Annotated in this window: 28 protein-coding genes; 23 read left to right on the top strand and 5 right to left on the bottom strand. The window is 52.7% G+C overall.

Translation table 11 applies throughout. From position 1 onward, the window contains the following. Positions 1 to 12 precede the first annotated feature (12 nt). Both RAC65_RS16870 and RAC65_RS16865 read left to right on the top strand, forming a co-directional pair. On the top strand, positions 13 to 252 hold the full coding sequence (locus RAC65_RS16870) for a hypothetical protein (protein ID WP_033739962.1): 240 nt from the start codon (positions 13 to 15) through the stop codon (positions 250 to 252). A 331-nt stretch (positions 253 to 583) separates the two neighbouring features. Further along, positions 584 to 2683: an EAL domain-containing protein gene (locus RAC65_RS16865; protein ID WP_039342340.1), complete on the top strand. Its 2100-nt coding sequence runs from the start codon at positions 584 to 586 to the stop codon at positions 2681 to 2683. A gap of 607 nt (positions 2684 to 3290) precedes the next feature. On the opposite strand, the gene RAC65_RS16860 is transcribed toward RAC65_RS16865, so the two are convergent. Then, positions 3291 to 3533, bottom strand: coding sequence for a biofilm development regulator YmgB/AriR family protein (locus RAC65_RS16860; protein WP_058702157.1), 243 nt, complete (start codon positions 3531 to 3533; stop codon positions 3291 to 3293). A 743-nt stretch (positions 3534 to 4276) separates the two neighbouring features. Here RAC65_RS16860 and RAC65_RS16855 point away from each other — a divergent pair. The 4 genes from RAC65_RS16855 (at position 4277) to RAC65_RS16840 (ending at position 5907) form a co-directional block, all read left to right on the top strand. Next, positions 4277 to 4582, top strand: a complete 306-nt coding sequence (locus RAC65_RS16855; RefSeq protein ID WP_033739956.1) for a hypothetical protein — start codon at positions 4277 to 4279, stop codon at positions 4580 to 4582. A 277-nt stretch (positions 4583 to 4859) separates the two neighbouring features. Beyond that, entirely contained in the window at positions 4860 to 5099 is a 240-nt protein-coding gene (ycgZ, locus tag RAC65_RS16850) for a regulatory protein YcgZ (protein WP_033739954.1), read from the top strand. Between the two features lie 134 nt (positions 5100 to 5233). Then, complete coding sequence (locus tag RAC65_RS16845; protein WP_033739952.1) at positions 5234 to 5503, top strand: hypothetical protein; 270 nt, start codon at positions 5234 to 5236, stop codon at positions 5501 to 5503. A gap of 131 nt (positions 5504 to 5634) precedes the next feature. Beyond that, the gene (locus tag RAC65_RS16840; RefSeq protein ID WP_054633066.1) at positions 5635 to 5907 is read left to right on the top strand and encodes a biofilm development regulator YmgB/AriR family protein; all 273 of its coding nucleotides are present in this window, start codon (positions 5635 to 5637) and stop codon (positions 5905 to 5907) included. A 105-nt stretch (positions 5908 to 6012) separates the two neighbouring features. On the opposite strand, the gene RAC65_RS16835 is transcribed toward RAC65_RS16840, so the two are convergent. The 3 genes from RAC65_RS16835 to RAC65_RS16825 all read right to left on the bottom strand — a co-directional run bounded on the left by RAC65_RS16835 (position 6013) and on the right by RAC65_RS16825 (position 8801). Next, on the bottom strand, positions 6013 to 6210 hold the full coding sequence (locus RAC65_RS16835) for a hypothetical protein (protein ID WP_033739941.1): 198 nt from the start codon (positions 6208 to 6210) through the stop codon (positions 6013 to 6015). 125 nt (positions 6211 to 6335) lie between these two features. Next, a complete protein-coding gene (locus RAC65_RS16830; protein WP_039341935.1) occupies positions 6336 to 6593 on the bottom strand; it encodes a hypothetical protein in 258 nt (85 codons plus the stop codon). Between the two features lie 279 nt (positions 6594 to 6872). Then, positions 6873 to 8801 carry a methyl-accepting chemotaxis protein gene (locus tag RAC65_RS16825; RefSeq protein WP_162285869.1) on the bottom strand — a complete coding sequence of 643 codons (1929 nt, stop codon included), beginning with the start codon at positions 8799 to 8801 and terminating at the stop codon, positions 6873 to 6875. Between the two features lie 910 nt (positions 8802 to 9711). Here RAC65_RS16825 and RAC65_RS16820 point away from each other — a divergent pair. Next, positions 9712 to 11256, top strand: coding sequence for a methyl-accepting chemotaxis protein (locus RAC65_RS16820; protein WP_006118226.1), 1545 nt, complete (start codon positions 9712 to 9714; stop codon positions 11254 to 11256). A 100-nt stretch (positions 11257 to 11356) separates the two neighbouring features. Here the strand turns inward: RAC65_RS16820 and RAC65_RS16815 are convergent, their stop codons facing one another. After that, positions 11357 to 11941 carry a phage repressor protein gene (locus RAC65_RS16815; protein WP_006118225.1) on the bottom strand — a complete coding sequence of 195 codons (585 nt, stop codon included), beginning with the start codon at positions 11939 to 11941 and terminating at the stop codon, positions 11357 to 11359. A gap of 426 nt (positions 11942 to 12367) precedes the next feature. On the opposite strand from RAC65_RS16815, the gene RAC65_RS16810 reads away from it, so the two are divergent. From RAC65_RS16810 to RAC65_RS16735, 16 genes are all read left to right on the top strand, one after another. Next, positions 12368 to 12736, top strand: coding sequence for a hypothetical protein (locus RAC65_RS16810; protein ID WP_033739936.1), 369 nt, complete (start codon positions 12368 to 12370; stop codon positions 12734 to 12736). 66 nt (positions 12737 to 12802) lie between these two features. Beyond that, positions 12803 to 13021: a DUF2732 family protein gene (locus RAC65_RS16805; protein WP_375096926.1), complete on the top strand. Its 219-nt coding sequence runs from the start codon at positions 12803 to 12805 to the stop codon at positions 13019 to 13021. Further along, on the top strand, positions 13021 to 13248 hold the full coding sequence (locus RAC65_RS16800) for a TraR/DksA C4-type zinc finger protein (protein ID WP_006118222.1): 228 nt from the start codon (positions 13021 to 13023) through the stop codon (positions 13246 to 13248). Before RAC65_RS16805 ends, RAC65_RS16800 begins: the two co-directional genes overlap by 1 nt. Next, entirely contained in the window at positions 13245 to 15347 is a 2103-nt protein-coding gene (locus RAC65_RS16795; protein ID WP_375096925.1) for a replication endonuclease, read from the top strand. The genes RAC65_RS16800 and RAC65_RS16795 overlap by 4 nt, the downstream gene beginning before the upstream one ends. Before the next feature lie 200 nt (positions 15348 to 15547). Next, positions 15548 to 15742 (top strand): hypothetical protein, encoded by a 195-nt coding sequence (locus RAC65_RS16790; protein WP_072021722.1) that lies wholly within the window; start codon positions 15548 to 15550, stop codon positions 15740 to 15742. Between the two features lie 661 nt (positions 15743 to 16403). Further along, on the top strand, positions 16404 to 16607 hold the full coding sequence (locus RAC65_RS16785; protein WP_033739932.1) for a tail protein X: 204 nt from the start codon (positions 16404 to 16406) through the stop codon (positions 16605 to 16607). Between the two features lie 5 nt (positions 16608 to 16612). Next, on the top strand, positions 16613 to 16837 hold the full coding sequence (locus RAC65_RS16780) for an HP1 family phage holin (protein ID WP_033739930.1): 225 nt from the start codon (positions 16613 to 16615) through the stop codon (positions 16835 to 16837). Next, positions 16821 to 17330 (top strand): lysozyme, encoded by a 510-nt coding sequence (locus tag RAC65_RS16775; RefSeq protein WP_375096924.1) that lies wholly within the window; start codon positions 16821 to 16823, stop codon positions 17328 to 17330. Before RAC65_RS16780 ends, RAC65_RS16775 begins: the two co-directional genes overlap by 17 nt. After that, a complete protein-coding gene (gene lysB, locus RAC65_RS16770; protein WP_375096923.1) occupies positions 17327 to 17761 on the top strand; it encodes an Rz-like lysis system protein LysB in 435 nt (144 codons plus the stop codon). The genes RAC65_RS16775 and lysB overlap by 4 nt, the downstream gene beginning before the upstream one ends. Then, positions 17643 to 17918, top strand: coding sequence for an Rz1-like lysis system protein LysC (lysC, locus tag RAC65_RS16765; protein WP_226374589.1), 276 nt, complete (start codon positions 17643 to 17645; stop codon positions 17916 to 17918). The genes lysB and lysC overlap by 119 nt, the downstream gene beginning before the upstream one ends. Continuing rightward, positions 17848 to 18318, top strand: a complete 471-nt coding sequence (locus RAC65_RS16760) for a phage tail protein (RefSeq protein WP_375096922.1) — start codon at positions 17848 to 17850, stop codon at positions 18316 to 18318. The genes lysC and RAC65_RS16760 overlap by 71 nt, the downstream gene beginning before the upstream one ends. A gap of 91 nt (positions 18319 to 18409) precedes the next feature. Next, on the top strand, positions 18410 to 18994 hold the full coding sequence (locus RAC65_RS16755) for a phage baseplate assembly protein V (protein WP_375096921.1): 585 nt from the start codon (positions 18410 to 18412) through the stop codon (positions 18992 to 18994). Next, positions 18991 to 19341, top strand: coding sequence for a GPW/gp25 family protein (locus RAC65_RS16750; RefSeq protein ID WP_172913629.1), 351 nt, complete (start codon positions 18991 to 18993; stop codon positions 19339 to 19341). Before RAC65_RS16755 ends, RAC65_RS16750 begins: the two co-directional genes overlap by 4 nt. Positions 19342 to 19344: 3 nt before the next feature. Next, the gene (locus RAC65_RS16745; protein ID WP_205958853.1) at positions 19345 to 20253 is read left to right on the top strand and encodes a baseplate assembly protein; all 909 of its coding nucleotides are present in this window, start codon (positions 19345 to 19347) and stop codon (positions 20251 to 20253) included. Beyond that, on the top strand, positions 20246 to 20854 hold the full coding sequence (locus tag RAC65_RS16740) for a phage tail protein I (RefSeq protein WP_033739917.1): 609 nt from the start codon (positions 20246 to 20248) through the stop codon (positions 20852 to 20854). The genes RAC65_RS16745 and RAC65_RS16740 overlap by 8 nt, the downstream gene beginning before the upstream one ends. Beyond that, a partial coding sequence (locus tag RAC65_RS16735; protein WP_375096920.1) for a phage tail protein occupies positions 20851 to 21451 on the top strand: 601 nt, incomplete at its 3' end. The genes RAC65_RS16740 and RAC65_RS16735, both read left to right, overlap by 4 nt.

Below are 21451 nucleotides of genomic sequence, written 5' to 3'. Positions count from 1 at the left end.
AGGGAGCCTGGTTTGGGAAATTCAATCGTCCGACGGCCCGTGCCCGTCCAGAATAACGTCCGGGAGTTGCGTATTGCGGCAGGTCTGTCACAGGAGGGCGCAGCCGAACGCTTTGATCTCAGCTTACGCGCCTGGCAGACAAAAGAAGCCACGGCGAAAGTCGCGTTACTGAGTCAGGGCGAGTATGAATTGCTGCTGCTGTTGGCAGGCAAGCATCCCTATTATGAACTGGTGCCACAGTCCAAAAAATAGCGTTTTTTACCGTTTTACACAGATAAGCAGCCTCAGACTATGAAGTTCATCTCTGAGAGGACGATAACAGTAAAAACGGGGTCGAAGTTAAAGGCGATCCCGTGATCAGAGCAGATGACTGAGATTGGGATTTTTGCTGTACAGGCGGGCCTTTGTTGCGGTTTCAGGTTGGCAGATGACGTTTACCTGGTTCTGTCTGATTGCAGGCGTCCTCTTTTTACTGTGAGATGCCCGGCCACAGTATACGACCTCAGGAGGACATACTCTGAAGCACTCAACCGAAAACGGCGCTGAAGAAGCGCGCTTGCGTGCGCTGGCACAGTATCACCTGATGGACACGCCGCCGAATGAAGCGTTCGATCGCCTGACGATTCTGGCCGCGCGACTGTTTAGCGTGCCGGTGGCGTTTGTGTCGCTTATTGATGAAAAACGCCAGTTTTTCAAGTCTCGCTATGGTCTGCAGATTACTGAAACCTCGCGGAGCGTGGCGTTCTGCCATCATACGCTTGAGAGTGACTCAATTCTTTGTGTGCCTGACGCGCTCAACGATCCCCGCTTCTGTAACAGCCCGCTGGTGCTGGGTTATCCCTATATTCGATTCTATGCTGGCGTCCCGCTGATTACGCCCGACGGGCACAGGATTGGGACATTATGTCTGACCGATAATCATCCCCGCCCTGCAATGAGTCCAACGGATCGTCAGAACCTGACCGATCTGGCTGCGCTGGTGATGGACCGCATGGAGGTTCATCGTATGGAGGTGCTGCGCCACGCGAGTCAGCAGCGGCTTGAAGCCATATCGGTCACCTCGCCTGATGCCATTATTTGTACCGATCTGAATCGCGGGATTACATTCTGGAACCCTGCCGCGACCAACATGTTTGGCTATGACGCCAGCGAAATGATGGGAAAATATGTCGCCGGACTGATCCCGGAACGCTGCCAGACCGACTACCGCAACGAACTTGATCGGCTTGAGCATGACGATGACGCGATCGCAGTCCCCCGCACTCTGCAGATTTGGGGGAAACGCTGCAACGGTGAAGAGTTTCCGGCAGAAGTTTCTTTCTCGGGCTGGCGCGAAGGGGAGGAACGCTATGTCGGCATGATTATCCGTGATGTTACGCTGCGTTATGAAAGCGAGGCGCGACTGTGTGAGCTGGCGTCACTGGATATGCTGACGCGTCTTGCCAGCCGCAGTGCGTTTATGACCCAACTCAGTAAGCTGACGGAATCCGGCGTACCTTATACCTTGCTGATGACGGATTTAGACAGTTTTAAAGAGGTGAACGATACACTAGGCCATGCCGCAGGCGATGCCTTGCTGTGCCATGTGGCTGAGCAGATTCGCGCGGTTTGTACCCATGCGATTGCGGCAGCCCGACTTGGCGGCGATGAGTTTATTGTCCTGCTACCCAATGGTTGCGATGAGGCCATGGGGATAGCGCACATACTCACTGCGGCCATCCAGATGCCATTTGATTACATGGGATCGGTGCTGACGGTGGGAGCCAGCACCGGTGTGGCCTGTTTTCCCTTACATGGCACCGACACGTCATCGGTCATGTCAGCCGCCGATTTAGCGCTGTACCGCGCCAAAGCGCGTGGGAAAGGCCAGTCTGTTCTCTTTCAGCCTGAATTTCGTGAGGCGGAACAGGGACGACGCCGTTTTGAGCGTGAACTGGAAGCTGCGGTACGTCAGCATCAGTTCGTTCTGCATTACCAGCCGCGTTTTAATGGGGCCGATGGGACATTGATCGGCTGCGAAGCACTGGTGCGCTGGATGCATCCCGCGCGTGGCATCCTTTTTCCCGCTGAGTTTATTGATATGCTGATTAAAAGTCCGCTGTCAGTCAAACTTGGGGAGTGGATCATTCAGTCCGCTGTCAGTCAAATTAAGCAGTGGCGGCGTCAACACGCGGCCTTGCGTGTCAGTATTAATCTGTTCCCACGTCAGTTGCTGGAAACGGGCCTGGCCGATGTTATCCGTCACTGTGCCGGAGAAGATGCAGGCTTTATCGAACTGGAAATCGATGAACCGCTGCTTACCGACGCCGATGAGACAAAATTACAGGTTCTGGATGCGGTTAAAAATACAGGGGCGTTATTTATCATCGACCATTTTGGTCGCAGCCTGGCCTCGCTCAGCCTGTTGCAGCATCGCTGTGTTGCCGGTCTCAAGATAGATAAATCGCTGACGGGCCAACTTGAGCAGAGCAACAAAGCCCGACTGCTGTTTAACGCGATTGCTTCGTTAGGCAAAAATATGGGCATCACGGTCGCGGCTGAAGGCATTGAGAACCATGCACAGCATGAATTCATTTGTGCTGCGGCATGTGACATTTTACAGGGCAAACAGATGGGGGCACCCGTCAGCGCGCCTCGCTTCGAAAAGCTTTATGTTACGCCGCTCAATTGCCCCCAACCCTGATTTGCTGTTCTTCCGGCGTTAACGCTCAGGGTTCTGAGCGTTAACGAAGATGACGCTGTCCTGACCGATGTGGCAGAAAAAACGGCACCGCGAGGGTGCCGAAGTGAGCAACGTTTGTCAGGACAATCATTGTGATAATCAACTCACACTAAGATTATCGGCCCTGTGCCAGGAAGATTGAGCGAACCGATGACACGTTTGTGAAAACGTGACGCGACGCAGGTTTTAAGCGGTCTGAGGGCATTTATCCGCAAAAAAAGAGAGAGGCATTTCAGGTATAGAGAAAATTTGTTTGATCCCGGGTGGCGACAATCCAAAGCGTGAACTAGTGTAATAACGCTGTTTGGAAGTCATTTAGGATTTCCCTGAGAACTCCGGCCCGGACCTTTAACGAGGTTCGGGCATTTTTTTGCACTTTAAACAGCGCCTTGCCTCTCTGTTACACGTTCAACGCGTCAGGGAAGGCCGTAAATCTGCCTGCAGGCCAGCGCTGACGGAAGCCCGTTTTCTGTGCATGACGACAGAAGACAGAGTAAGAGAAGGAAGGGCATTAACGTCAGCGTGGTAATGGTGAGTCGAGAGGCAGGTAAGCAGGCGCGTGTAACGTTTATTGCCTGAAGAGCAGCGTCAGAAGTTCACGATAATGTGACGCATCGTCCTCATTCGTTGCCGTTTCAAGACAACCAATCAGCTTCAGACAGATGATGCGTCGACTCACAGGCTTATTTTCCCGAAGAATTTCGACTGCGATCCTGCCAAGTGTTTCAAGTTGATATGGGTGATCAATCTGGCTGAAATAATGGGCCAGATTGCTGGTTTTTCCTGAGGGCGGCAAACCGTCCTGGCGCATAGTGTTCCTTGAAGCTGAGTAGGAATATTTGTGCGCAAGTTAACCGATCCTGGGGGCCGCTGTACAGCAGTATTACCGATTGCTGGCGAAAGAAAGGTTGCCAGCCGTCTGGCTTAGATCTGGCAGGGTAAAGCGGCGATATGTAAGGCGGGCACTGGCGCTTCAGAGCTGGCTGACAGCGGCGACTGGCTTCCCATTGTGCGTGAATATTTCAGTCTGTGATAAGAGCATAAACGCCGCTAAATGAACAGGCACAGACATGGCGCACGTTAATAATAACGTTTTAGTGCGAAGCATTACCGAAGAGAATAACATCATCATTAGCAGGGTTTTATTCATGGGGCGTAAACAGTCGCCAGGAAGTATAACCATCAGCGCCACAACAAAAAATATTAATACTGCTCTTACAAAATGCTGAACGATAATATCTCGACGTTGACGGATATCTGTCTTTACGTGCCTTTGAAAATACACGCATAACGCCGGGCCAGGCCTGGCAAGGCCTGCAGGTGTTGTCAGGCGTACTGTAGATATATTCAGAATAGTCTTTATCAGACAGCATTCAGGCCAGGAATTTAATAAATTTATTGCAATTCATTAAGTTAAAACAGGCATTTCAAAAGTATCATTTTTATCACTTCAGGCTACTATTCTTTCGGCAGAAAAAGGCTTTTGTCATCTGTTTGATTATTACTAGAATGTGAAAAACAATAGTGATTAATTGCCCGATTGAGGAACGTAAAGTGTTATTTCACGACGATGAGAAAAGTCATGTCATTCTTGGCGAAGCGGTGGTCAATCTTGCCCTTGGTGAGAAAGAAATTAGTATTGATACACTCATTGCGGAGCTCAATATGATGGCCGAGTCAGAAACCTGTGATAACAGATTAGCCGACATTTTTTCGGCGCGACGCTGGCTAAAGCAGTTCAGACCTTCACCCGTCAGGAGGGATTCCGGCCTGCGCTGGTTAATGACAGCCAGTCAGGAAGGAAAAACAGATGAAAATGTTATTCGTCTTAATCCGGAAGAGGATGACGACCGTGCATAGCCAAACGTTGGCAAGTTAGTCAAGAAAAGGTAATCAATGACCTCTCTGCCTCTGCTTTACCGCCTCGCCTCTGCCCTGTGGTGTAATCGCAACGCTGTAAGACGGTTAGCGATCTGATACTTACGCAAGTGACTGTTAAGTATGATATAGCACTTTATGCACAATAACCCTGCCAGCCAGTTAAGAGAATTCCTGTACAATTTTCCAGATGTTGTATAAGTTTAGTGAACATTGCGTTGACTAACGTTTATACTATTTCTCATTTGGGAGATTCATGATGCGTCAGAACGAAAATACGTCCAATACGGTTCACGATATTGCCCGTTACTTTGGCAACGACACGCTCCCTTCCGAAAAAGCGACGCTGGGTCAGGTCATCGTGGAAATCCTTCATGCAGGCAAAAGCCTTAACCGTAAGGCCATTTGTAGCGCGCTGATTCGTCGACTGAGTCAGTCGGCCAGTCCGCTTGAAGAGCAACATTATCAGAAACTGATCAGTATGCTTTTTGACCGCTGAACGCTGCGACTCACACGTGCATTCACGTCCCGCAGCAGTAATCTGATTGGTCAAATAAGCAGGTCACCAGAGGCCTGAGCATTTGAGGCTGGTTTGCCCGGTTACAGGGGCACAATGTCATCAGGAATGCGGGTATGCAAAAAGATAAACAAGAGAAACTTATTGAAATTGTCATGGGCGAGGCGATTACCGCGTTGCTTGACAGCAATGACACCATCAGTGGTGCGACACTGGCAAACAGACTCAAGATCATGCTCCGGGATGAAACTCACGACGAGCGGCACGAGGCTATTGAAATGGCGCTCACGGAAGTTCGCAACGAGTTTGCCTCCGCACGTGACCCGATTGATGCCACCGTACTGGCATTTGGTCAGAGCATTCCGGACAACAGTCGTAAGCACTAAGTCTGGGCGGCCTTCAGGGCGATGCATGCAGGGTAAAAACGCAGCGGTTGCTGGTATGCACGCAGGATTGCAGCACTGAACAGTCAGTATGACGTCACTTACCTTCACAGATACAGATTAAGAAGATCATCATGCCGAATACTATCGACATTGAGCAAAACACGACAGAAGCAGAAATACTGCATCTCTTTCGCCGTGCGGGTGACACACTTCAGGCTGAAAATGCAGTGCTGGATGCGGTGATTCGTGACATCGTCATTCAGGGACAAAAGGTGACCAGTAAGGCCATCATCATACGTCTGATTGCCGAACTGGAATGCACGGAAGATAGCACCGAGTTGGCCGTGTTACGCCATTGCCTGGAAATTGTTGTGGGGCGAACATCCTCCAGGGACGATGCGTAAGATACAGCCTGCGCGGTCTCGCTGAATCTGTCATGGAATAAAAGCGCATCGCCCTGTACTGATAAAGCGGTATCGGTGCCACCGCTAGTCCGGTGCTTCATCATCTTAATGAAACTGTCGGGAAAGCAGACGTATCGCTTCCTGACACGCTTTCTTTTCAAGCTGCTCTGTGCTCTGTTCACTGTAATTATGCAGTGAACTGACAATATCCTGAAGATGGAGCTCGCCATCGGGTTTAAGCAAACGCGCAACTATCGTACCAATAATGGTATAGATGTCTTGCATGGCGGTGTCATCACTCATTCGACCTCCGTCAGCGAAAACGTGCCTTTATTAATCAGCGCGTCGGTTATGTGAATACCTTTCAAGGCGCTTACTCGTGCAAAGCGTTTTTCAGAAAATGGGGTAAGCCGCTGCCTGGCAGCGACTTAATGAAGGTGATGGATACTAGGATCACCGAGTTCTGTCGTTTGCGATTCAGCCGGACGAGAAATCATCTCCGCACGGATTTCTTCAATGGCCCGCAATGCTGCGCGAATGCGTACCTCATCACTTTCGGTATCCAGAAGCTGTTGCAGCCGCTCAAGGAGAAGGCGCCAGGAAATTGCCGCATCCTCATTCAGTAGCTGCGTCACCATCTCTCCGATGATGATGTCCGTCATTTTTTCGTCAAAAACGTTATTCATATACTCCCCGGAAGGCGGTTCTGAGACCGAAAGATTAGCACAGGTTTTTCCAGTGGGGGTTTGCTCAGCATCAAAATGAGACTGCACGGATGTGCAGGCGGCACTGCAATGGCACCGAAAACCTTTACTGGCTTTTTTTTGCGGGCAACAGAATAAGTTTCTTTGAGCAATCATTCAATTGTACATTGACGTATTTTTCATCTTTGCCAAAGAAAGAGCCCGGGCAGTGCCGGGCTCTGGCGGTCATGCTGCTGCATCGCCGGTTAACTGAGCAGGCGGTCAGGCTGTACGAAACACAGAAACCATGTCGCGCAAATCACTGGCCCGTTTTGCCAGTTCATCTGCGGATGACGCCGACTGCTCAACCAGTACTGCATTTTGCTGTGTCACCTGATCCATCTGGTTAACGGCAATATTAATCTGGCTTACGCCGCTGCTCTGCTCTTCAGACGATGATGAGATATCGCGAATCAGCTGAGAGGTTTGCTCTATGGCCTCTACGCTCTGCTTAACTTTGCTGCCCGCATCCTGCGCCAGCGTTAAGCCTTCATTCGACTGAACGACAGATTGCTCTATGAGACCTTTAATCTCTTTCGCGGCACCGGCTGAGCGCTGCGCCAGTGCGCGCACTTCGGCCGCTACTACGGCAAATCCTTTACCCAGTTCGCCGGCGCGAGCCGCTTCAACGGCGGCGTTAAGCGCCAGTATATTGGTCTGAAAGGCGATGCTGTCAATGACGGCGGTGATTTCCTCAATCTGGCTTGAGCTGCCACGAATCTTCTGCATTGTCGCCATGACAGCGTTCATCGCATCACCACTCATTAAGGCCGCATTAGTCGCCGATACGGCCATATCGGAGGCGTAACGTGTGTTATCGGCATTCTGTTTAATAATGGACGACAGTTGCTCCATACTGGCGGCGGTTTCAGCCAGCGAGGCGGCCTGTTCCTCCGTACGCGATGAGAGGTCGTTATTACCCATCGCAATTTCTTCCGACGAGTTGGCAATGGTTGACGCGTTATTTTTAATACTGGTCACTAACAGCGAAAGACGTAGCTGCATCTGCGCCAGGGCATTCAGCAGTTCGGCGATCTCATTATTGCCCGATACCGTTATTACGGTGGTTAGATCACCCGCTGCAACTTTACTGGCCACTGCCACCGCCTCTTTTACAGGGCGCGTGACCGAACGACTAATCATAAACGCCACAAAGACTGCTATGAGTGCTAACACCAGTAATGCGGCCAGCAGGATATACTGCGAATGACGACGTTGATCGATTTGATCGTTGAGCGTGATTGCCAGTTGCTGGCTGAGTTTTGTGCCAAGATCGTTATAGGCGTTAATCGCCTGGGTAAAGTCTTTTACGTAGTCCAGAGGCGTAATCTGCACGGTTTTCGTGATAAAGACGTTTTCCGCCATCTTAAGCACGCTGGCCGAACGTTGATAGGCGTCCTGCGCCTGCGCGGCAAAGTCAGTTTTCAGTCCTGGCTCCACGGTAAAGGCTTTATTCAGTACATTACTGAATTTTTCCAGTGCATTTCGGCCGCCTTCAAGTTGATATTCCATGGCGCCACGATAGGATTCGTCAGCTTTATCCCCCGCCGCAATGATGGACGTACCACTTGCCCGGATGCGCCCGAGCGTTTCGGTCAGCTCTGGCAGGCGGCCATAAATACTCATGATAAGCTGATAAGTATTCAGGTCGGCATCTAAAGAGAGACTATACAAATCAAGAATGTCTTGATTCGTGTCCAGCAGGTTTTGAATGAGTTGGGCATGATGCGTCAGGCTGCTCGACAGCGTTAACTTCCCCGTTAACACGTCCTGTTGTAGCTGTGACCATGCGGTCTGAACATTTAAAAAACGCTGAGTGGGTTGTGCGCTGGCATCATATTGACGCAATTCAGAGGCTATTTTTTCATACATTGCATCGATCTGAGAAGCCAGCGCTACGCGTGGCGCGTTATCCAGCTTATTTTGGGAAATAGCGATGGCACTTTCCGCACGATGGCGCTGTATCAGGTTAAGTAATGTCAGGATATCTTTTTCGATCGGTACGCCCTGTAACTCTTGTGTTTTTACGTTAATCGCTTCATTACCCGTCTGAATAAATAGATAGGTAGGTAATATAAATAAAACCAGAGCAAAAATACCGAGGATAAGAAATTTTGTCGGCAGGCCGAGTTTGTCGAGAATGTTTTTCATTACTTACGGTCCAGGTGGAGTGGTGTCTTTTGATAAAATCATCAAAATATAATTATGTTATGTTTTTACTGTAATAGAATGGAAATTTTTCGCTTATTATCAACGATCTGTTTGATTTAACGGCAGGGCGAGGCCCATTTTTCACAGTGAAAGACAGTATAGAGTGCATTCTTCTGTTTATCATGTTAAAGATTCACTAAATTTTCTTTTCAATGTGGCTAAGCCAAATTATTTTTCTTTTTTAATTTTCATCTAATCATAAATAGGTATATATGGGATGCTTGTTATAAAAAAGCAGCCTCGATCCCAAAGAATGAAAAAAAATTAAAGTTATCCTGAGGGGTGACGATAATGGCGGTCCTTATTTTTTTAGCCAACAATAAAGTCTTCCAGGGGCTTTTACCGGGTAATATTCTGGTCAGATAATTAAAGTCATATGACTTACGATGAGTATCGCCACGTGCTCAGGACCGATTAAACATACATTCCGCTTACTCCCGCAAGACGCTTCCGAAGCTGAGGGTTGTGTTGCAATCCCTGTGACGCGTTTTGTGTCGCTGCGTGCGTCATCGCCTGCGTGTTTTCCTGCGCTTAAGCACTGTTTACAGTGAAGAAGTGGTGCACGCTCTGACGCCGCAGCGGCAAACGGTGAGTGTTCCCTGTTAACCACGATTGAATATTTTTTTCTTATCGCCAGAAAGTAACCAATACAATGTTTTATTCTCTTTTTCTAAATGAAATTCTTCTCGTTTAGTTTAAGATTTAATATTCGTCAAATTATTTTTGTTTTTATTAAAAAACCATAATTATCAATTGCTTATTATTTTTTTATTGCGGGGCTCTTAATTTTTACTGTGGATTTTACTTTTTTAACCGATACCTGTTTTTCACCATAAGCAGGGAGTCCATAATGAAAATTTCAACGCGCCTGACGATGAGTTTCGGCCTTTTAATTACGCTGTTTATTATCTGTACCTCAGTGGCCTATACCGGTATGAATAATGCCCGTAACGGCATGGATGAAGCCGTAAATGTCAAAATGAAGAAATACCGTGTGGGGATGGACATGTACGGTGGGTTACGTGACATGGCCGTCATTGTGCGTAACCTTGCCCTGATTACGGATCCCGACCAAATGCAGCGAGAGTGGCAACGTATTGTCACGCAAAAAGCGAGCTATATAGAGAACCGTGAGCGTCTGGCTGCAATGGTTGCCAGAGATTCAACGCCAAAGGCCAGAGAGGCCTTTGATAAGATAGTAAGTAGCGAGGGCCCGGTGCTGGCGGCGCTGGAACATGCCGGCCAGCTTGGCTTACAAAACAAGCAGCAGGACGCGACGTCTTATCTGATAAAAACGGTTCGGCCATTGCAAGGGCAATTACTTGAGTCGCTGAAAGAGATGACCAGGCTGCAAATGGAAGACAGTGAAAAGTCCGTTGAAATCACCAGTCAAAATGTGCGCCGGGCCACGCTGATTCTGTTGATTCTTGCCTCTCTGTCGGTGGTCGTTTCCGTCGCAGCGGGGTATATGATTATACGCGTGCTGATGCGTCAGCTCGGTGGTGAACCTGCTCAGGCGCAGGCATTATCTGCGGCGATTGCCGGCGGCAATTTAACCGCACCGGTCACCTTGCGTGCCAACGATTCAACCAGTCTGCTCGCCTCTCTGGCGAATATGCAGACCAGTTTGCGTCGTCTGGTTAGCCAAATCAAAGAGACCGCCGGATCGGTCGCCTCGGCATCCGATGAAATCGCTCAGGGCAATACTGAGCTGTCATCACGTACAGAACAGCAAGCTGCCGCCCTACAGGAAACGGCGGCCAGTATGGAACAGCTCACCGCCACGGTGAAGAGCAATACGGCCAGTGCACAACACACGGCTACCGTTGCCCGCGAGGCTGCAACCCTGGCGCGCAGCGGCGAGTCCGAAGTGCAGCGGATGTCTCATACCATGAATGACATCGCCCTGAGCGCGACAAAAGTACGCGACATCACAGGCGTGATTGAAAGTATTGCGTTTCAGACCAATATCCTGGCGTTAAATGCGGCGGTTGAGGCAGCGCGGGCGGGCGAGGGTGGGCGCGGTTTTGCCGTCGTCGCTGGCGAGGTCAGAATCCTGGCACAGCGTAGCGCCACTGCCGCAAAAGAGATCAAAGAACTGATCGAACATGCGGTGGAACAGGTGGATAGCGGCGTTCATGTCGCCGCCGGGACCGGAGAAAGTATTCTGAAGGTCGTGGGCATGGTCAATGCACTGGCGGGCGCGATGGATGAAATATCAATGGCTTCGTCAGAGCAGATGCAGGGGATCTCGCAGGTCAGCGTTGCCGTCAGTCAGATGGATGGGGTCACCCAGAATAACGCGGCGCTGGTTGAAGAATCCTCATCCGCCTCGCACTCCCTGTCAGAGCAGGCGCACGCCTTACGCGGCATGGTTGAAGCATTTCAGGTTTGATCGCTTAGCAGGGGCGGTAACGCCCCTTTTTTATATCACAGAGTCTGGCTTGCCCAGCCTCACGACAGGACATCCCCGCGTCGCCAGGCAATCGGGCCTGTCACTGAATGGTCAGAACAACCCGGCCAATCAGTTTGATGTCATCAATCCCACAATCAAAGGCCACGCCAATCCCGCTGACGTGGACTTTCCTGACCGGAATACGCGTCAGCGTTCTGACGCTGGCTGTGCCTTCGATTTCGACCAACCAGACGCCGTCATGCATATCTTCGAAGTCAGTATCGATGATGTATTGCGTGGTTTCGGCCAACAGTAAAAAAGCGTTGCGCGGTTCCTGCTTCAGGGGCGCATATAAGGCTTTATCCAGCATCACATAACCCGCATCCTCGATTTTTCCGCTGATTAGTTTTTTTCTAATCAGTGTCGGTGTGTCAGGTTTGCTTTCTGAGAACTTACTTCCTTTACCCGTAATCAACCATTGCAAGTCCGCCCCCGTTTCCATAACGCACTGCAAAACGATATCTGACGGAAAAACATCACGTTTATAGCGTGCAGACAGGCTGCTTGCGGCAATTCCAAGGTGATCTGCAAGCTGCATTTTCATGGTAAAGCCATAGGCATCGACAACGCGATCCAGAGCTTCAGCGCTCGAGTTCGGAAATTTGAAATTAGTATAAACGCTCATTTTCATTGACACTTAGATTTAGTCTAAGTATCCTCCGGTTTTAGTTAGCCTTTGATTGATGCAGCAGCAGGCGGCTTTATCAGATAACGAAAGATTTTGCCTGATGAGGCCCATTTTTACAATCGTCATGCCGGAACCTTATCGCGTCGCTCACCTGTCTGCGTGTAACGGTCAGCACCGGTGAGATAAGGCAACACGGGCGATTGTGTCGGTAAGCGCCGCGATTGCACGCAAGATGTGAGTGAAAGTGGTTTAACGCCTTGTCGTGCTGACACTGAGGCCAGTTTTATTACCGTTTCGCTTAATGCTTAACAAAAGCCAGCGATGAGACAGGCGCGAATCCGTCATCAGGTACAGACACCATGATGTCAGTGACGGTGGCGACTGGTCAGTCAAACCCGATGCAAACTTTATCGGAGGAAAACAATGAGTCGCACCGTCCAGATAAAAAGCCCGCTATCCGCTTCGCATGCTGAAGCGCGTTTTGACAACGGCAGCAGCGAAAAGATGACCTTTGATGAATTTCGTCAGCGCTGGCGTTTGCTGCGCGACAGCAACCGTAACCCTGCGCTGCGGTACTTCAATCACCAAAATGACGATTTCAAATTCTGTGTTTTAACGCTGGTCAATCGTGACTGGCCCGGCAGTTTCAGGCAGGAAGATATTGGCAAACCTTTCGAGTGTTTCGATCAGTTACGTCGTGAACGCATCATCATGGCGATGAACAAGCTGGCGCGCTGGGGAAAGATATTGCCGCGACAGTTCTCAACGGCGGACTGCTTTTTGCCTGAATAAACCACCTAATCGTAACGCAATGACGTAAACCCGTCGGGCATGACTTTGCCCAAAATCTGGAGAGAAATGATGAACAGCGAAACCCATTCACTGAATGACGCCACAACCTTTACCCTTAACAAACTACTTGATAACGAAAGAAAAGCCTGCGGACTGGCGGTCGCCAGACGGCTGAATGTTATGGCGGCGCATATTACGCGTCAGACATTAAACGGCATTGAGGCTGCGGAACTGCTGCGCAACGAAGCTGAACGTTATGAAAACGAATCAGGAGCGCTGCGCTGATGGCCGATACCATTGATGTCGCGCAGCAGCGCAGCGAAGAAATCCTGGCGCACAATATTGCCCAGGTCACGCAACGGCCCGTGGCAATCAGCGCTTCGTTTTGTGAAGAATGTGATGCACCGATTCCCGAGGCGCGCCGTCGCGCCGTTCAGGGTGTCACCCGCTGCCTGTCCTGTCAGGAAGTCTGCGAGTTACGCACACGTCTTCACCACGGACAGGCGCGATGATGACTTTTGCTTACCCCTGGAATGCCCCCCGGCTGGCGATTGCCAGCCCGTATCCCACTTATGACCAGCAGCAACACCGCGATCGCCTGATTGCGGCGTGGCTGCATGGGCAGAAAACCCTTAACGTCCAGGCCAGGATGGTGCAACTGGACGTCCGGCGTCGCATGGCGTTACTTGAAAAGCAACAGGGCACAGCCCGGGCTAATGCGTACTTAGCAAAAACCTTTGTTGAGCGTACATTACCGCGTGTTGAGTCAGTCAACCAGCGCTACCAGTTGCATGCCATGCGTCCCGGCATCGTGGCGCAGCTATCCCGAACGCTGTCGTGCCCGCAAGGCGCAGCCAGAGCGGCCGGCACATTGTGGGAACTGATGAAGCGGTTTAACCGCCTGCCGGATATGTCCCGTGCTGATGTTGATTTACTCGCGGGCGATATTGCCAGCTTTATTCATGCAGAACTGGTGCAGTTGCATGCCAGCATCAGTGACAGGACGGATTACCGTTATGTCCATCACCTCTACACAACCGCGGCTATCATCACCCGTGAGCTGGGACAAACGCCACCGCTCTGGGAAACGGTCAGTACTCGCTTCTTCTGTCCCGACGATGTTACCGCCGCCATCCTGCGTATGCAGGCAGAGAAATGGTGGAAAGGACAGTTGCGTCGTCTCAGCGCCTTCTGGCGAGAACATCTGCATATTGCCTTAGCCAACGTCAGCAAAAAGCGGTCACCTTATGCCAGCCCGATGGCGGTTGCGGAATGGCGGGAACAGCGTCGACGCACTCGTGACTTCCTGCAGAGTATGGATCTGGAAGATGAGGAGGGGAACCGCATCAGCTTGATCGAAAAATATGACGGCAGTGTGGCCAATCCAGCCATTCGTCGTGCGGAACTCATGACACGCATTCGTGGCTTTGAAACCCTTTGTCAAAATATGGGCTTCCGGGCGGAGTTTTATACTTTAACCGCCCCCTCTCGCTATCACGCCACCTTGCAAACGGGCCACCGCAATGCGAAATGGAACGGGGCCAGCCCGGCGGACACGCAGCGCTATCTTTGCACGCTCTGGCAGCGAGTCCGTGCCAAACTGCATCGAAATAACATCAGTATTTTTGGTCTGCGCGTTGCTGAGCCTCATCACGATGGTACACCGCACTGGCACATGCTGATGTTTATGCGCCCTGAGGACGTCAGTCGGGTAAGTGAGATCCTGCGTGATTATGCCTGCCAGCAGGACAGCGATGAGCTGAACAGCGCCCGCGCACGCAAAGCGCGTTTTCATGCGGAAGCCATTGATCCAGCAAAAGGCAGCGCGACAGGCTATATCGCTAAATACGTAGCAAAAAACATTGATGGCTATGCGCTCGAAGGCGAGCGGGATCATGAAAGCGGAAAGCCGCTGAAGGAAACGGCGATGGCCGTCTCGGCCTGGGCGGCCCGTTGGCGCATCCGCCAGTTCCAGTTTATTGGCGGTGCTCCCGTCACGGTTTATCGCGAACTGCGCCGCCTGGCTGATCTGCAAAGCGCTCATGGTGCGGGCGAGGCGTTTGCTGCCGTACATGCTGCGGCTGATGCCGGTCAATGGGCTGCGTACACCGATGCCCAGGGCGGCCCCTTCGTTAAACGTGACGCACTTACCGTGCGTGTCTGGTATCAGCCCGACGAAAATTGTAATGCCTTTGGCGAGGAAACGCAGTCGATTAAAGGCGTTTATGCCACGGCGACAGGGCCCGGCGCGCCCGTGTTGACCCGGCTGAAAGCATGGAAAGTTGTGCCTAAACGCGCTGAAGAAGAGGGCGGCCAAAAACCGCAGCCGGCGTTGCGGTCTTGGAGTTCTGTTAATAACTGTACGTCCCAGACATATCTTCTTTCTGACAGCGGGACATTATCTGCGGAGGCGCGGAATAAAGTCGGGTTCGGGAACGGTACAGGTCAGAAGCCTTTTCAGTGCCCACGCACAACTCAGTCTGTCGCATTCTCCGGCACTGTTTTTAAGCCGGACAGCCGGACAGCGTTGACGGTACCGCCGCGTTATCGTGACAGGCAGGCCTGGCCTGATCCGGACGAAAACAGGCGGGTTAAAAGGCCAGATTTTTAAACTATAAACGATGAAAATCTATTGATTTTTCTTACGCTTCTGCAGGTCAGTGCCGCAGGTTTGTCTTAAGGGAAGGTTAATAAAAGTTGATGCCTATCAACATGATATAATTTTTTACCAACTATCTTAAAACGCTTCCACAGTTAATCAATGCTATGATACTGTATGTATGTACAGTGTTTATTTTGAGGGAGGGAATTGTGGGAAATGAATTACATGAGCGAGTTATGCTTGAGCGCGTTGAGCTTATCGCCAGGCTCACCAGTGAAGGGGCCTGCGGCGAACGAGACAGGGAAATTGCGTTAAATTTGATTGCTGAACTCGCAGCTAACTACACCCTTTCCGATAACCGATTTTCCGTTGTCTTTTCGGCTACGCCTTTAAAAAAACCATGATGCCGGCGTTCTCACTGTAACGTCAGCGGGTTGTCCGTCGCCTGAGCCCACCCAAAGGATGATGTGGGTTCAGGCGCGGGCAGCGGTCCGGGCAAACAGACCTTCACTTCGATCGGTCTTTAGCGTTCCTTTCTGTCATGTCAGGCCACAAAAAACGCCAGGCAGTTGTCACGTTCCTTTCCCGTTTCACTGCTTCATCCGGCCGCAGACGCTCATCGTTAATCACGCATTTTTCTTTCCCGTTTCGCTGCCTCTTCCGCCTGCGGATCATCACGGCTAAAACACGCACCTTCCTTTCCCGTTTTATTGCCTCTTCCGGTCGTTGAACCTTATCGTTAAAACGTGCGCTTTTCTTCCTTCCTGCCGTTTTTTTAGCCGGAGTCATCCCATTTTTACTGCCTTTGCCCGCTCACTGTTGAGCGGGCGCTCCCGCGTTGAGCAATGCGCTGCTGAAGCAGACACTACTCCTGTCGCGCGCTGGCAACGCAAGCCAGACAGGCCGCGCTGAGCACATGCCCCCTGTTTACCGCATGGCCTGAGCTTTATGAAACCTGCTTTTGCGACAGGAGATATGGCCTGGCGATGCGGTGCCGGTAATGCAGGCTACCGACAATATTTCGCCCAGCCAACCATGGTTTTTATGCTCATAAGGGGCCAATCAATGCTGATTTATGCACGACAGGAAGAAACGGTTGATGAGATTTGCTGGCGTTATTACGGACGCACGCAGCAGGCGGTTGAACAGGTTTATGCCGCCAATCCTGGCCTGGCAGAAAAAGGCCCAACCTTACCGCACGGATGCAAAGTGGTCTTACCGGATCTGCCCCAGGCGGCTACTGGTGAGACGCTCAATCTGTGGGATTAGTGCCAATGGAAAAAATCAGTTCTCTGATTAATTACCTCATCGGGATTGTCCTGATGTGGTTTGGACGTCACACACCACAGGATATCGCTTTTATGGTGGGCTCTGGCGTTGCTGTGTTAACGATGTGCATCAATGTCGCAACCTTTTTTATCAACTGGTATTACCGCCGCAAAACCTACGAGCTGCAGCAGCGCAACGTTAAGGGGCTGAATTTTGAGCCAGACCGCTAAGCGATGTGCCGTCGTCGCCGTGCTGGCCATGGCCGCACTGCTACCGCAAATCAAGATGCTAAAAACCTCCGAAGCCGGACTCAGGCTGATTGCTGATGCCGAAGGGTGCCGCACGTCACCTTATCAGTGCAGCGCCGGCGTCTGGACTAACGGCATTGGCCATACGCAGGGCGTTACGCCTGTCAGCGTGGTGAACGAGCGCCAGGCGGCAGTCAACCTGGTTTATGACGTCATGCGCGTTGAGCGCGGCATTGATCAGTGCATGACACGTGACATGCCCTCCGAGGTCTACGACGCGGTGGTGTCCTTTGGCTTTAACGTCGGCGTACATGCCGCCTGTAACTCCACGCTGGCGGGCTTCATTAACCGTGGCCGCTGGCGCGATGCCTGCCTGCAGCTCAGACGCTGGGTCTATGTCAAAGGGACGTATAACGCCGGGCTGGATAACCGTCGCCAGCGTGAAATGGCCTGGTGCCTGAAGGGGGCAGGATGATGCGACTGATGGTGTTTGCGATCGTGACGTTACTTGCGGCACTGGGGGTCGGCGGCTGGCGTCTCAGCGTCATCGAGGCGCGGCTGGACAAGGCACAGCACAAGGCCGCGGCGCTGGCCGCCGACCTGAGCAACCGGGAGAAGGCCATCGATCAACTCAACCGGGACAGTCAGGCCAGCCGAAAACGTGAGGCCGAACTGCGGCTACAGCAAAACCAGGCCAGCGCTCAGGCGCTGAACCGCGAAACGACAATCAGAAGAGAAACCGATGCGAATCCCGCTTTACGTGCCTGGAGTGCGACTGCTTTGCCTGCTGACGTTATCCGGCTGCACAGCCGTCCCGCCTTCAGCAATGCCCGAGATTATCTGGACTGGCTGTCCACGCGTGACCAGTTGCCCCATCCCGGAGAACCGCCTGCAAACGCAGGGTGATTTGGCGGCAGATAACCGCCAGTTAGAGGCTGCGCTCGCATCGTGCGGGTTGCAGGTAGAGATGATTAAAGCGTGCCAGGAGCAGCATGATGTTGAAAGCAACCCAACTCCGTCAGGTGCTGATAAACAGCGTTCCGCTGCTACAGCAAAATCCTGACAACCTGACCATCGATATTCAGTCCGGCAGTCTGGTCTCCACCCTCGCCAGCTCGCTGTCGTTTGAATACCACTTTCAGCTGGCTGTCGTCATTACTCAGTATGCCGACGATATTGATCTGATCATGGTGCCCGTGCTGGCCTGGCTGCGGGAAAACCAGCCCGACATCATGGTGTCGGAGGAAAAACGCCGCACCGGCTTTACCTTCACGCTCGATGCCACGGGCGAGGGGAAGCACACCGTGACGGTCACGCTCCAGCTGACCGAACGTGTCTGGGTAGAGCTGCAGGAAGGTGGATTACACATCACGCATCTGCCGGAACCTGCGCTGCCAGAAAACGATGCGCGGCCCTGGCAGTTGTATATCAAAGGCAAGCTGGTCAGCGAATGGAAGGCATAGCCACTGCCGCTTTTGCTGAGGCGCTGTTTAGTCATTTCTGAGTAAACGGCATTCGATTGCTGCTTTTCTCCTGCAACGTGAAACTACTGCCATGAACGAGCAAATATTAGAAATCAAGCGCTTGCTGCGCAACATGGTCCGCATCGGTACTGTCTCCGACGTCAATCTGGAGGCGGGCACCTGCCGTGTAAAGACCGGTGATAACACCACTGACTGGCTGCACTGGCTGACAGCCCGGGCGGGACGCACCCGTACCTGGAATGCCCCTTCGGTTGGCGAGCAGGTGTTGATCATGAGCCTGGGCGGCGAGCTGAACAGCGGCTTTGTTTTGCCCGGTGTGTTTTCGGATGCCAGCCCGGCGCCATCGGCCTCTGCGGATGCGCTGCACTGCTCCTTTCCCGATGGGGCGGTTATTGAATATGAGCCCCAGACCGGCGCGCTAAAAGCGGAGGGGATCCAGACTGCCACTCTCAAGGCGGCCGTTAAAATCTTGCTGGATACGCCCGAGGTGGAGTGCACAACGTTACTCAAAACCGCCACGCTGGAAGTCACACAGGGCGGCACCATGAAGGGCGACGTATCGCACAGCGGCGGCAGTTTCGCCTCCAATGGCAAAGTGCTGCATACGCACCAACATCCGGGCGACAGCGGTGGGATAACAGGAGCGCCATTATGACAACAGCACGCTACAGCGGTATGAGCCGCGAAACGGGTACGACGCTGGAAGAGCTGGATCACATCCGACAATCCGTGCGCGACATTTTGACCACGCCACTCGGGTCGCGGGTGATGCGCCGTGATTATGGCTCGCTACTGTCGGCGCTGATTGACCAGCCACAAAACGACACGCTGCGTCTGCAAATCATGTCGGCCTGTTATATGGCGCTGCTGCAGTGGGAGCCGCGCATCAGCCTGACCGGCATCAATTTTGAGTCTGCGTTTGACGGCGGGATGGTGGTGGAAATCACCGGCAACCGTGCGGATACCGCGCAGGATTTTTCGTTAACCGTCCCTGTGAGTTGAACCATGCCTACTATCGACCTGAGCCAGCTGCCTGCGCCAAATGTGGTGGAAACGCTGGACTATGAAACGCTGCTTGCGGAACGCAAGGCGACATTGATTTCGCTCTATCCTGCTGACCAGCAGGCGTCGGTTGCCCGCGTACTGGCGCTGGAGTCGGATCCGCTGGTGAAGCTCCTGCAGGAGAACGCGTACCGGGAAGTTATCCTGCGCCAGCGCGTTAACGAGGCGGCAAAGGCGGTGATGGTTGCCTGGGCCAACGGCAGCGATCTGGATCAACTGGGCGCAAATAACGGCGTGACGCGGCTGGTACTGATCCCTGCAGATCCCACCGCCACGCCGCCTGTTGAAGCCGTAATGGAGCGCGACGAAGATTTTCGCGCCCGCATTGCTGCCGCCTTTGAGGGGCTGAGTGTGGCAGGGCCATCGGGTGCCTATGAGTTTCATGCGCGCAGTGCCGACGGACGCGTCGCCGATGCTTCCGCCATCAGTCCGTCTCCTGCCAGCGTCACCATTACCGTGCTGTCACGCGAGGGCAACGGCGTGGCGGATAACGATCTGCTGGCAATCGTGGATGCCGCCCTGAACGATGAAGATGTACGACCGGTCGCCGACCGCGTCACTGTTCAGTCGGCTCAGATTGTGGATTATCGCGTCGAGGCCACGCTGTACCTCTATCCCGGCCCCGAAGCCGAACCTATTCGCGCTGCCTCAGAAGCAAAACTGCAGGCGTTCGTGAACACCCAGGCACGTTTGGGCCGCGATATCCGTAAGTCTGCGCTTTACGCCGCCCTGCACGTCGAAGGCGTACAGCGTGTCGAACTGGCGCAGCCGACTGCGGATGTGGTGCTGGATAAAACCCAGGCGGCGTTCTGCACCGGTTATCAGATCACGGTAGGAGGTTCTGATGAGTAAACGCCTGCTGCCCACCGGATCTTCGGCACTGGAAGTGGCGGCGGCGGAAGCCTGCGCAACGCTGGAGGCCATCCCTGCGCCGATGCGCATGTTGTGGAATGCTCAGACCTGCCCGGTCGAGCTGCTGCCTTATCTGGCCTGGGCCTGGTCGGTTGACCGTTGGGATTCAGGCTGGAGCGAAAGCACCAAGCGCAGCGTGGTTGCCGCATCGGAATACATCCATAAGCACAAGGGAACGATTGGATCGCTGCGCCGTGTGGTGGAGCCGCTTGGCTATCTAATCCGCATCAAGGAATGGTGGAACACCAACGAAGCGCCGGGCACGTTCCGCCTGGACGTGGGCGTGCTGGAAACCGGTATCACTGAGGCCATGTACAACGAGCTGGAGCGATTAATTGCCGATGCCAAACCGGTCAGCCGTCATCTGACGGGGTTATCCATCAATCTGGACAGCACCGGCACCGTTCCTGTTGCGGCCGCCAGTTACAGTGGCGATGAGCTTACCGTTTATCCCTATACACCTGAAGTTATCACCGCAGGCGGTTCCGGTTACACCGGCGCAGCGGTCCATCTTATTGACCTGACGGAAGTGAGAGCATGACAACGAAATATTTTGCCCTACTGACCAATCAGGGCGCGGCAAAGCTGGCCAATGCCGCGGCCCTGGGTACCCAACTGCAAATCACCCAAATGGCGGTGGGGGATGGCGGCGGCACTTTGCCCACGCCCGATCCTGCACAGACCAAACTGGTCGGCGAAAAGCGACGCGCCGCGCTGAATTCACTGAAGGTGGATGCGGCGAACGCTAGTCAGATTATTGCTGAGCAGATTATCCCTGAAGGCGAAGGTGGCTTCTGGATCCGCGAAATTGGCCTGTATGACGCCGATGGCGTTATGGTTGCGGTGGCAAACTGCGCTGAAACTTATAAGCCACAACTTCAGGAAGGCAGCGGCCGTACCCAGACCGTGCGCATGATTCTGATCGTGAACAGCACCAGTGCCGTCACATTAAAGATTGATCCTTCGGTGGTGCTGGCCACGCGGCAGTATGTGGATGACAAAGTCATCGAAGTGAAAGCCTATACCGACGACGTGATGAAGAAGCATGTCGATGCGGCAAACCCTCATAGCCAGTATCTGCAAACGGCTAAAGCGCTGGCAGAGATTAAAGATGCGGGGCTGGTGGCGGAGGTTCTCA

This window comes from Pantoea sp. BS_8 (assembly GCF_041954965.1).
Lineage (GTDB): Bacteria > Pseudomonadota > Gammaproteobacteria > Enterobacterales > Enterobacteriaceae > Pantoea > Pantoea stewartii.
This window is presented reverse-complemented; position numbering and strand designations above follow the sequence as displayed.

Bases quoted from the DNA above. Each gene is read 5' to 3' on its own strand.
- RAC65_RS16815 (WP_006118225.1), bottom strand. From the start codon at position 11,941: ATGAGCGTTTATACTAATTTCAAATTTCCGAACTCGAGCGCTGAAGCT.
- RAC65_RS16795 (WP_375096925.1), top strand. From the start codon at position 13,245: ATGATGACTTTTGCTTACCCCTGGAATGCCCCCCGGCTGGCGATTGCC.
- RAC65_RS16860 (WP_058702157.1), bottom strand. From the start codon at position 3,533: ATGCGCCAGGACGGTTTGCCGCCCTCAGGAAAAACCAGCAATCTGGCC.
- RAC65_RS16745 (WP_205958853.1), top strand. From the start codon at position 19,345: ATGCCTACTATCGACCTGAGCCAGCTGCCTGCGCCAAATGTGGTGGAA.
- RAC65_RS16755 (WP_375096921.1), top strand. From the start codon at position 18,410: ATGAACGAGCAAATATTAGAAATCAAGCGCTTGCTGCGCAACATGGTC.
- RAC65_RS16810 (WP_033739936.1), top strand. From the start codon at position 12,368: ATGAGTCGCACCGTCCAGATAAAAAGCCCGCTATCCGCTTCGCATGCT.
- RAC65_RS16845 (WP_033739952.1), top strand. From the start codon at position 5,234: ATGCAAAAAGATAAACAAGAGAAACTTATTGAAATTGTCATGGGCGAG.
- ycgZ (WP_033739954.1), top strand. From the start codon at position 4,860: ATGCGTCAGAACGAAAATACGTCCAATACGGTTCACGATATTGCCCGT.
- RAC65_RS16780 (WP_033739930.1), top strand. From the start codon at position 16,613: ATGGAAAAAATCAGTTCTCTGATTAATTACCTCATCGGGATTGTCCTG.
- RAC65_RS16805 (WP_375096926.1), top strand. From the start codon at position 12,803: ATGATGAACAGCGAAACCCATTCACTGAATGACGCCACAACCTTTACC.
- RAC65_RS16760 (WP_375096922.1), top strand. From the start codon at position 17,848: ATGATGTTGAAAGCAACCCAACTCCGTCAGGTGCTGATAAACAGCGTT.
- RAC65_RS16750 (WP_172913629.1), top strand. From the start codon at position 18,991: ATGACAACAGCACGCTACAGCGGTATGAGCCGCGAAACGGGTACGACG.
- lysB (WP_375096923.1), top strand. From the start codon at position 17,327: ATGATGCGACTGATGGTGTTTGCGATCGTGACGTTACTTGCGGCACTG.
- RAC65_RS16740 (WP_033739917.1), top strand. From the start codon at position 20,246: ATGAGTAAACGCCTGCTGCCCACCGGATCTTCGGCACTGGAAGTGGCG.
- RAC65_RS16825 (WP_162285869.1), bottom strand. From the start codon at position 8,801: ATGAAAAACATTCTCGACAAACTCGGCCTGCCGACAAAATTTCTTATC.
- RAC65_RS16830 (WP_039341935.1), bottom strand. From the start codon at position 6,593: ATGAATAACGTTTTTGACGAAAAAATGACGGACATCATCATCGGAGAG.
- RAC65_RS16835 (WP_033739941.1), bottom strand. From the start codon at position 6,210: ATGAGTGATGACACCGCCATGCAAGACATCTATACCATTATTGGTACG.
- RAC65_RS16820 (WP_006118226.1), top strand. From the start codon at position 9,712: ATGAAAATTTCAACGCGCCTGACGATGAGTTTCGGCCTTTTAATTACG.
- RAC65_RS16840 (WP_054633066.1), top strand. From the start codon at position 5,635: ATGCCGAATACTATCGACATTGAGCAAAACACGACAGAAGCAGAAATA.
- RAC65_RS16785 (WP_033739932.1), top strand. From the start codon at position 16,404: ATGCTGATTTATGCACGACAGGAAGAAACGGTTGATGAGATTTGCTGG.
- RAC65_RS16800 (WP_006118222.1), top strand. From the start codon at position 13,021: ATGGCCGATACCATTGATGTCGCGCAGCAGCGCAGCGAAGAAATCCTG.
- RAC65_RS16865 (WP_039342340.1), top strand. From the start codon at position 584: ATGGACACGCCGCCGAATGAAGCGTTCGATCGCCTGACGATTCTGGCC.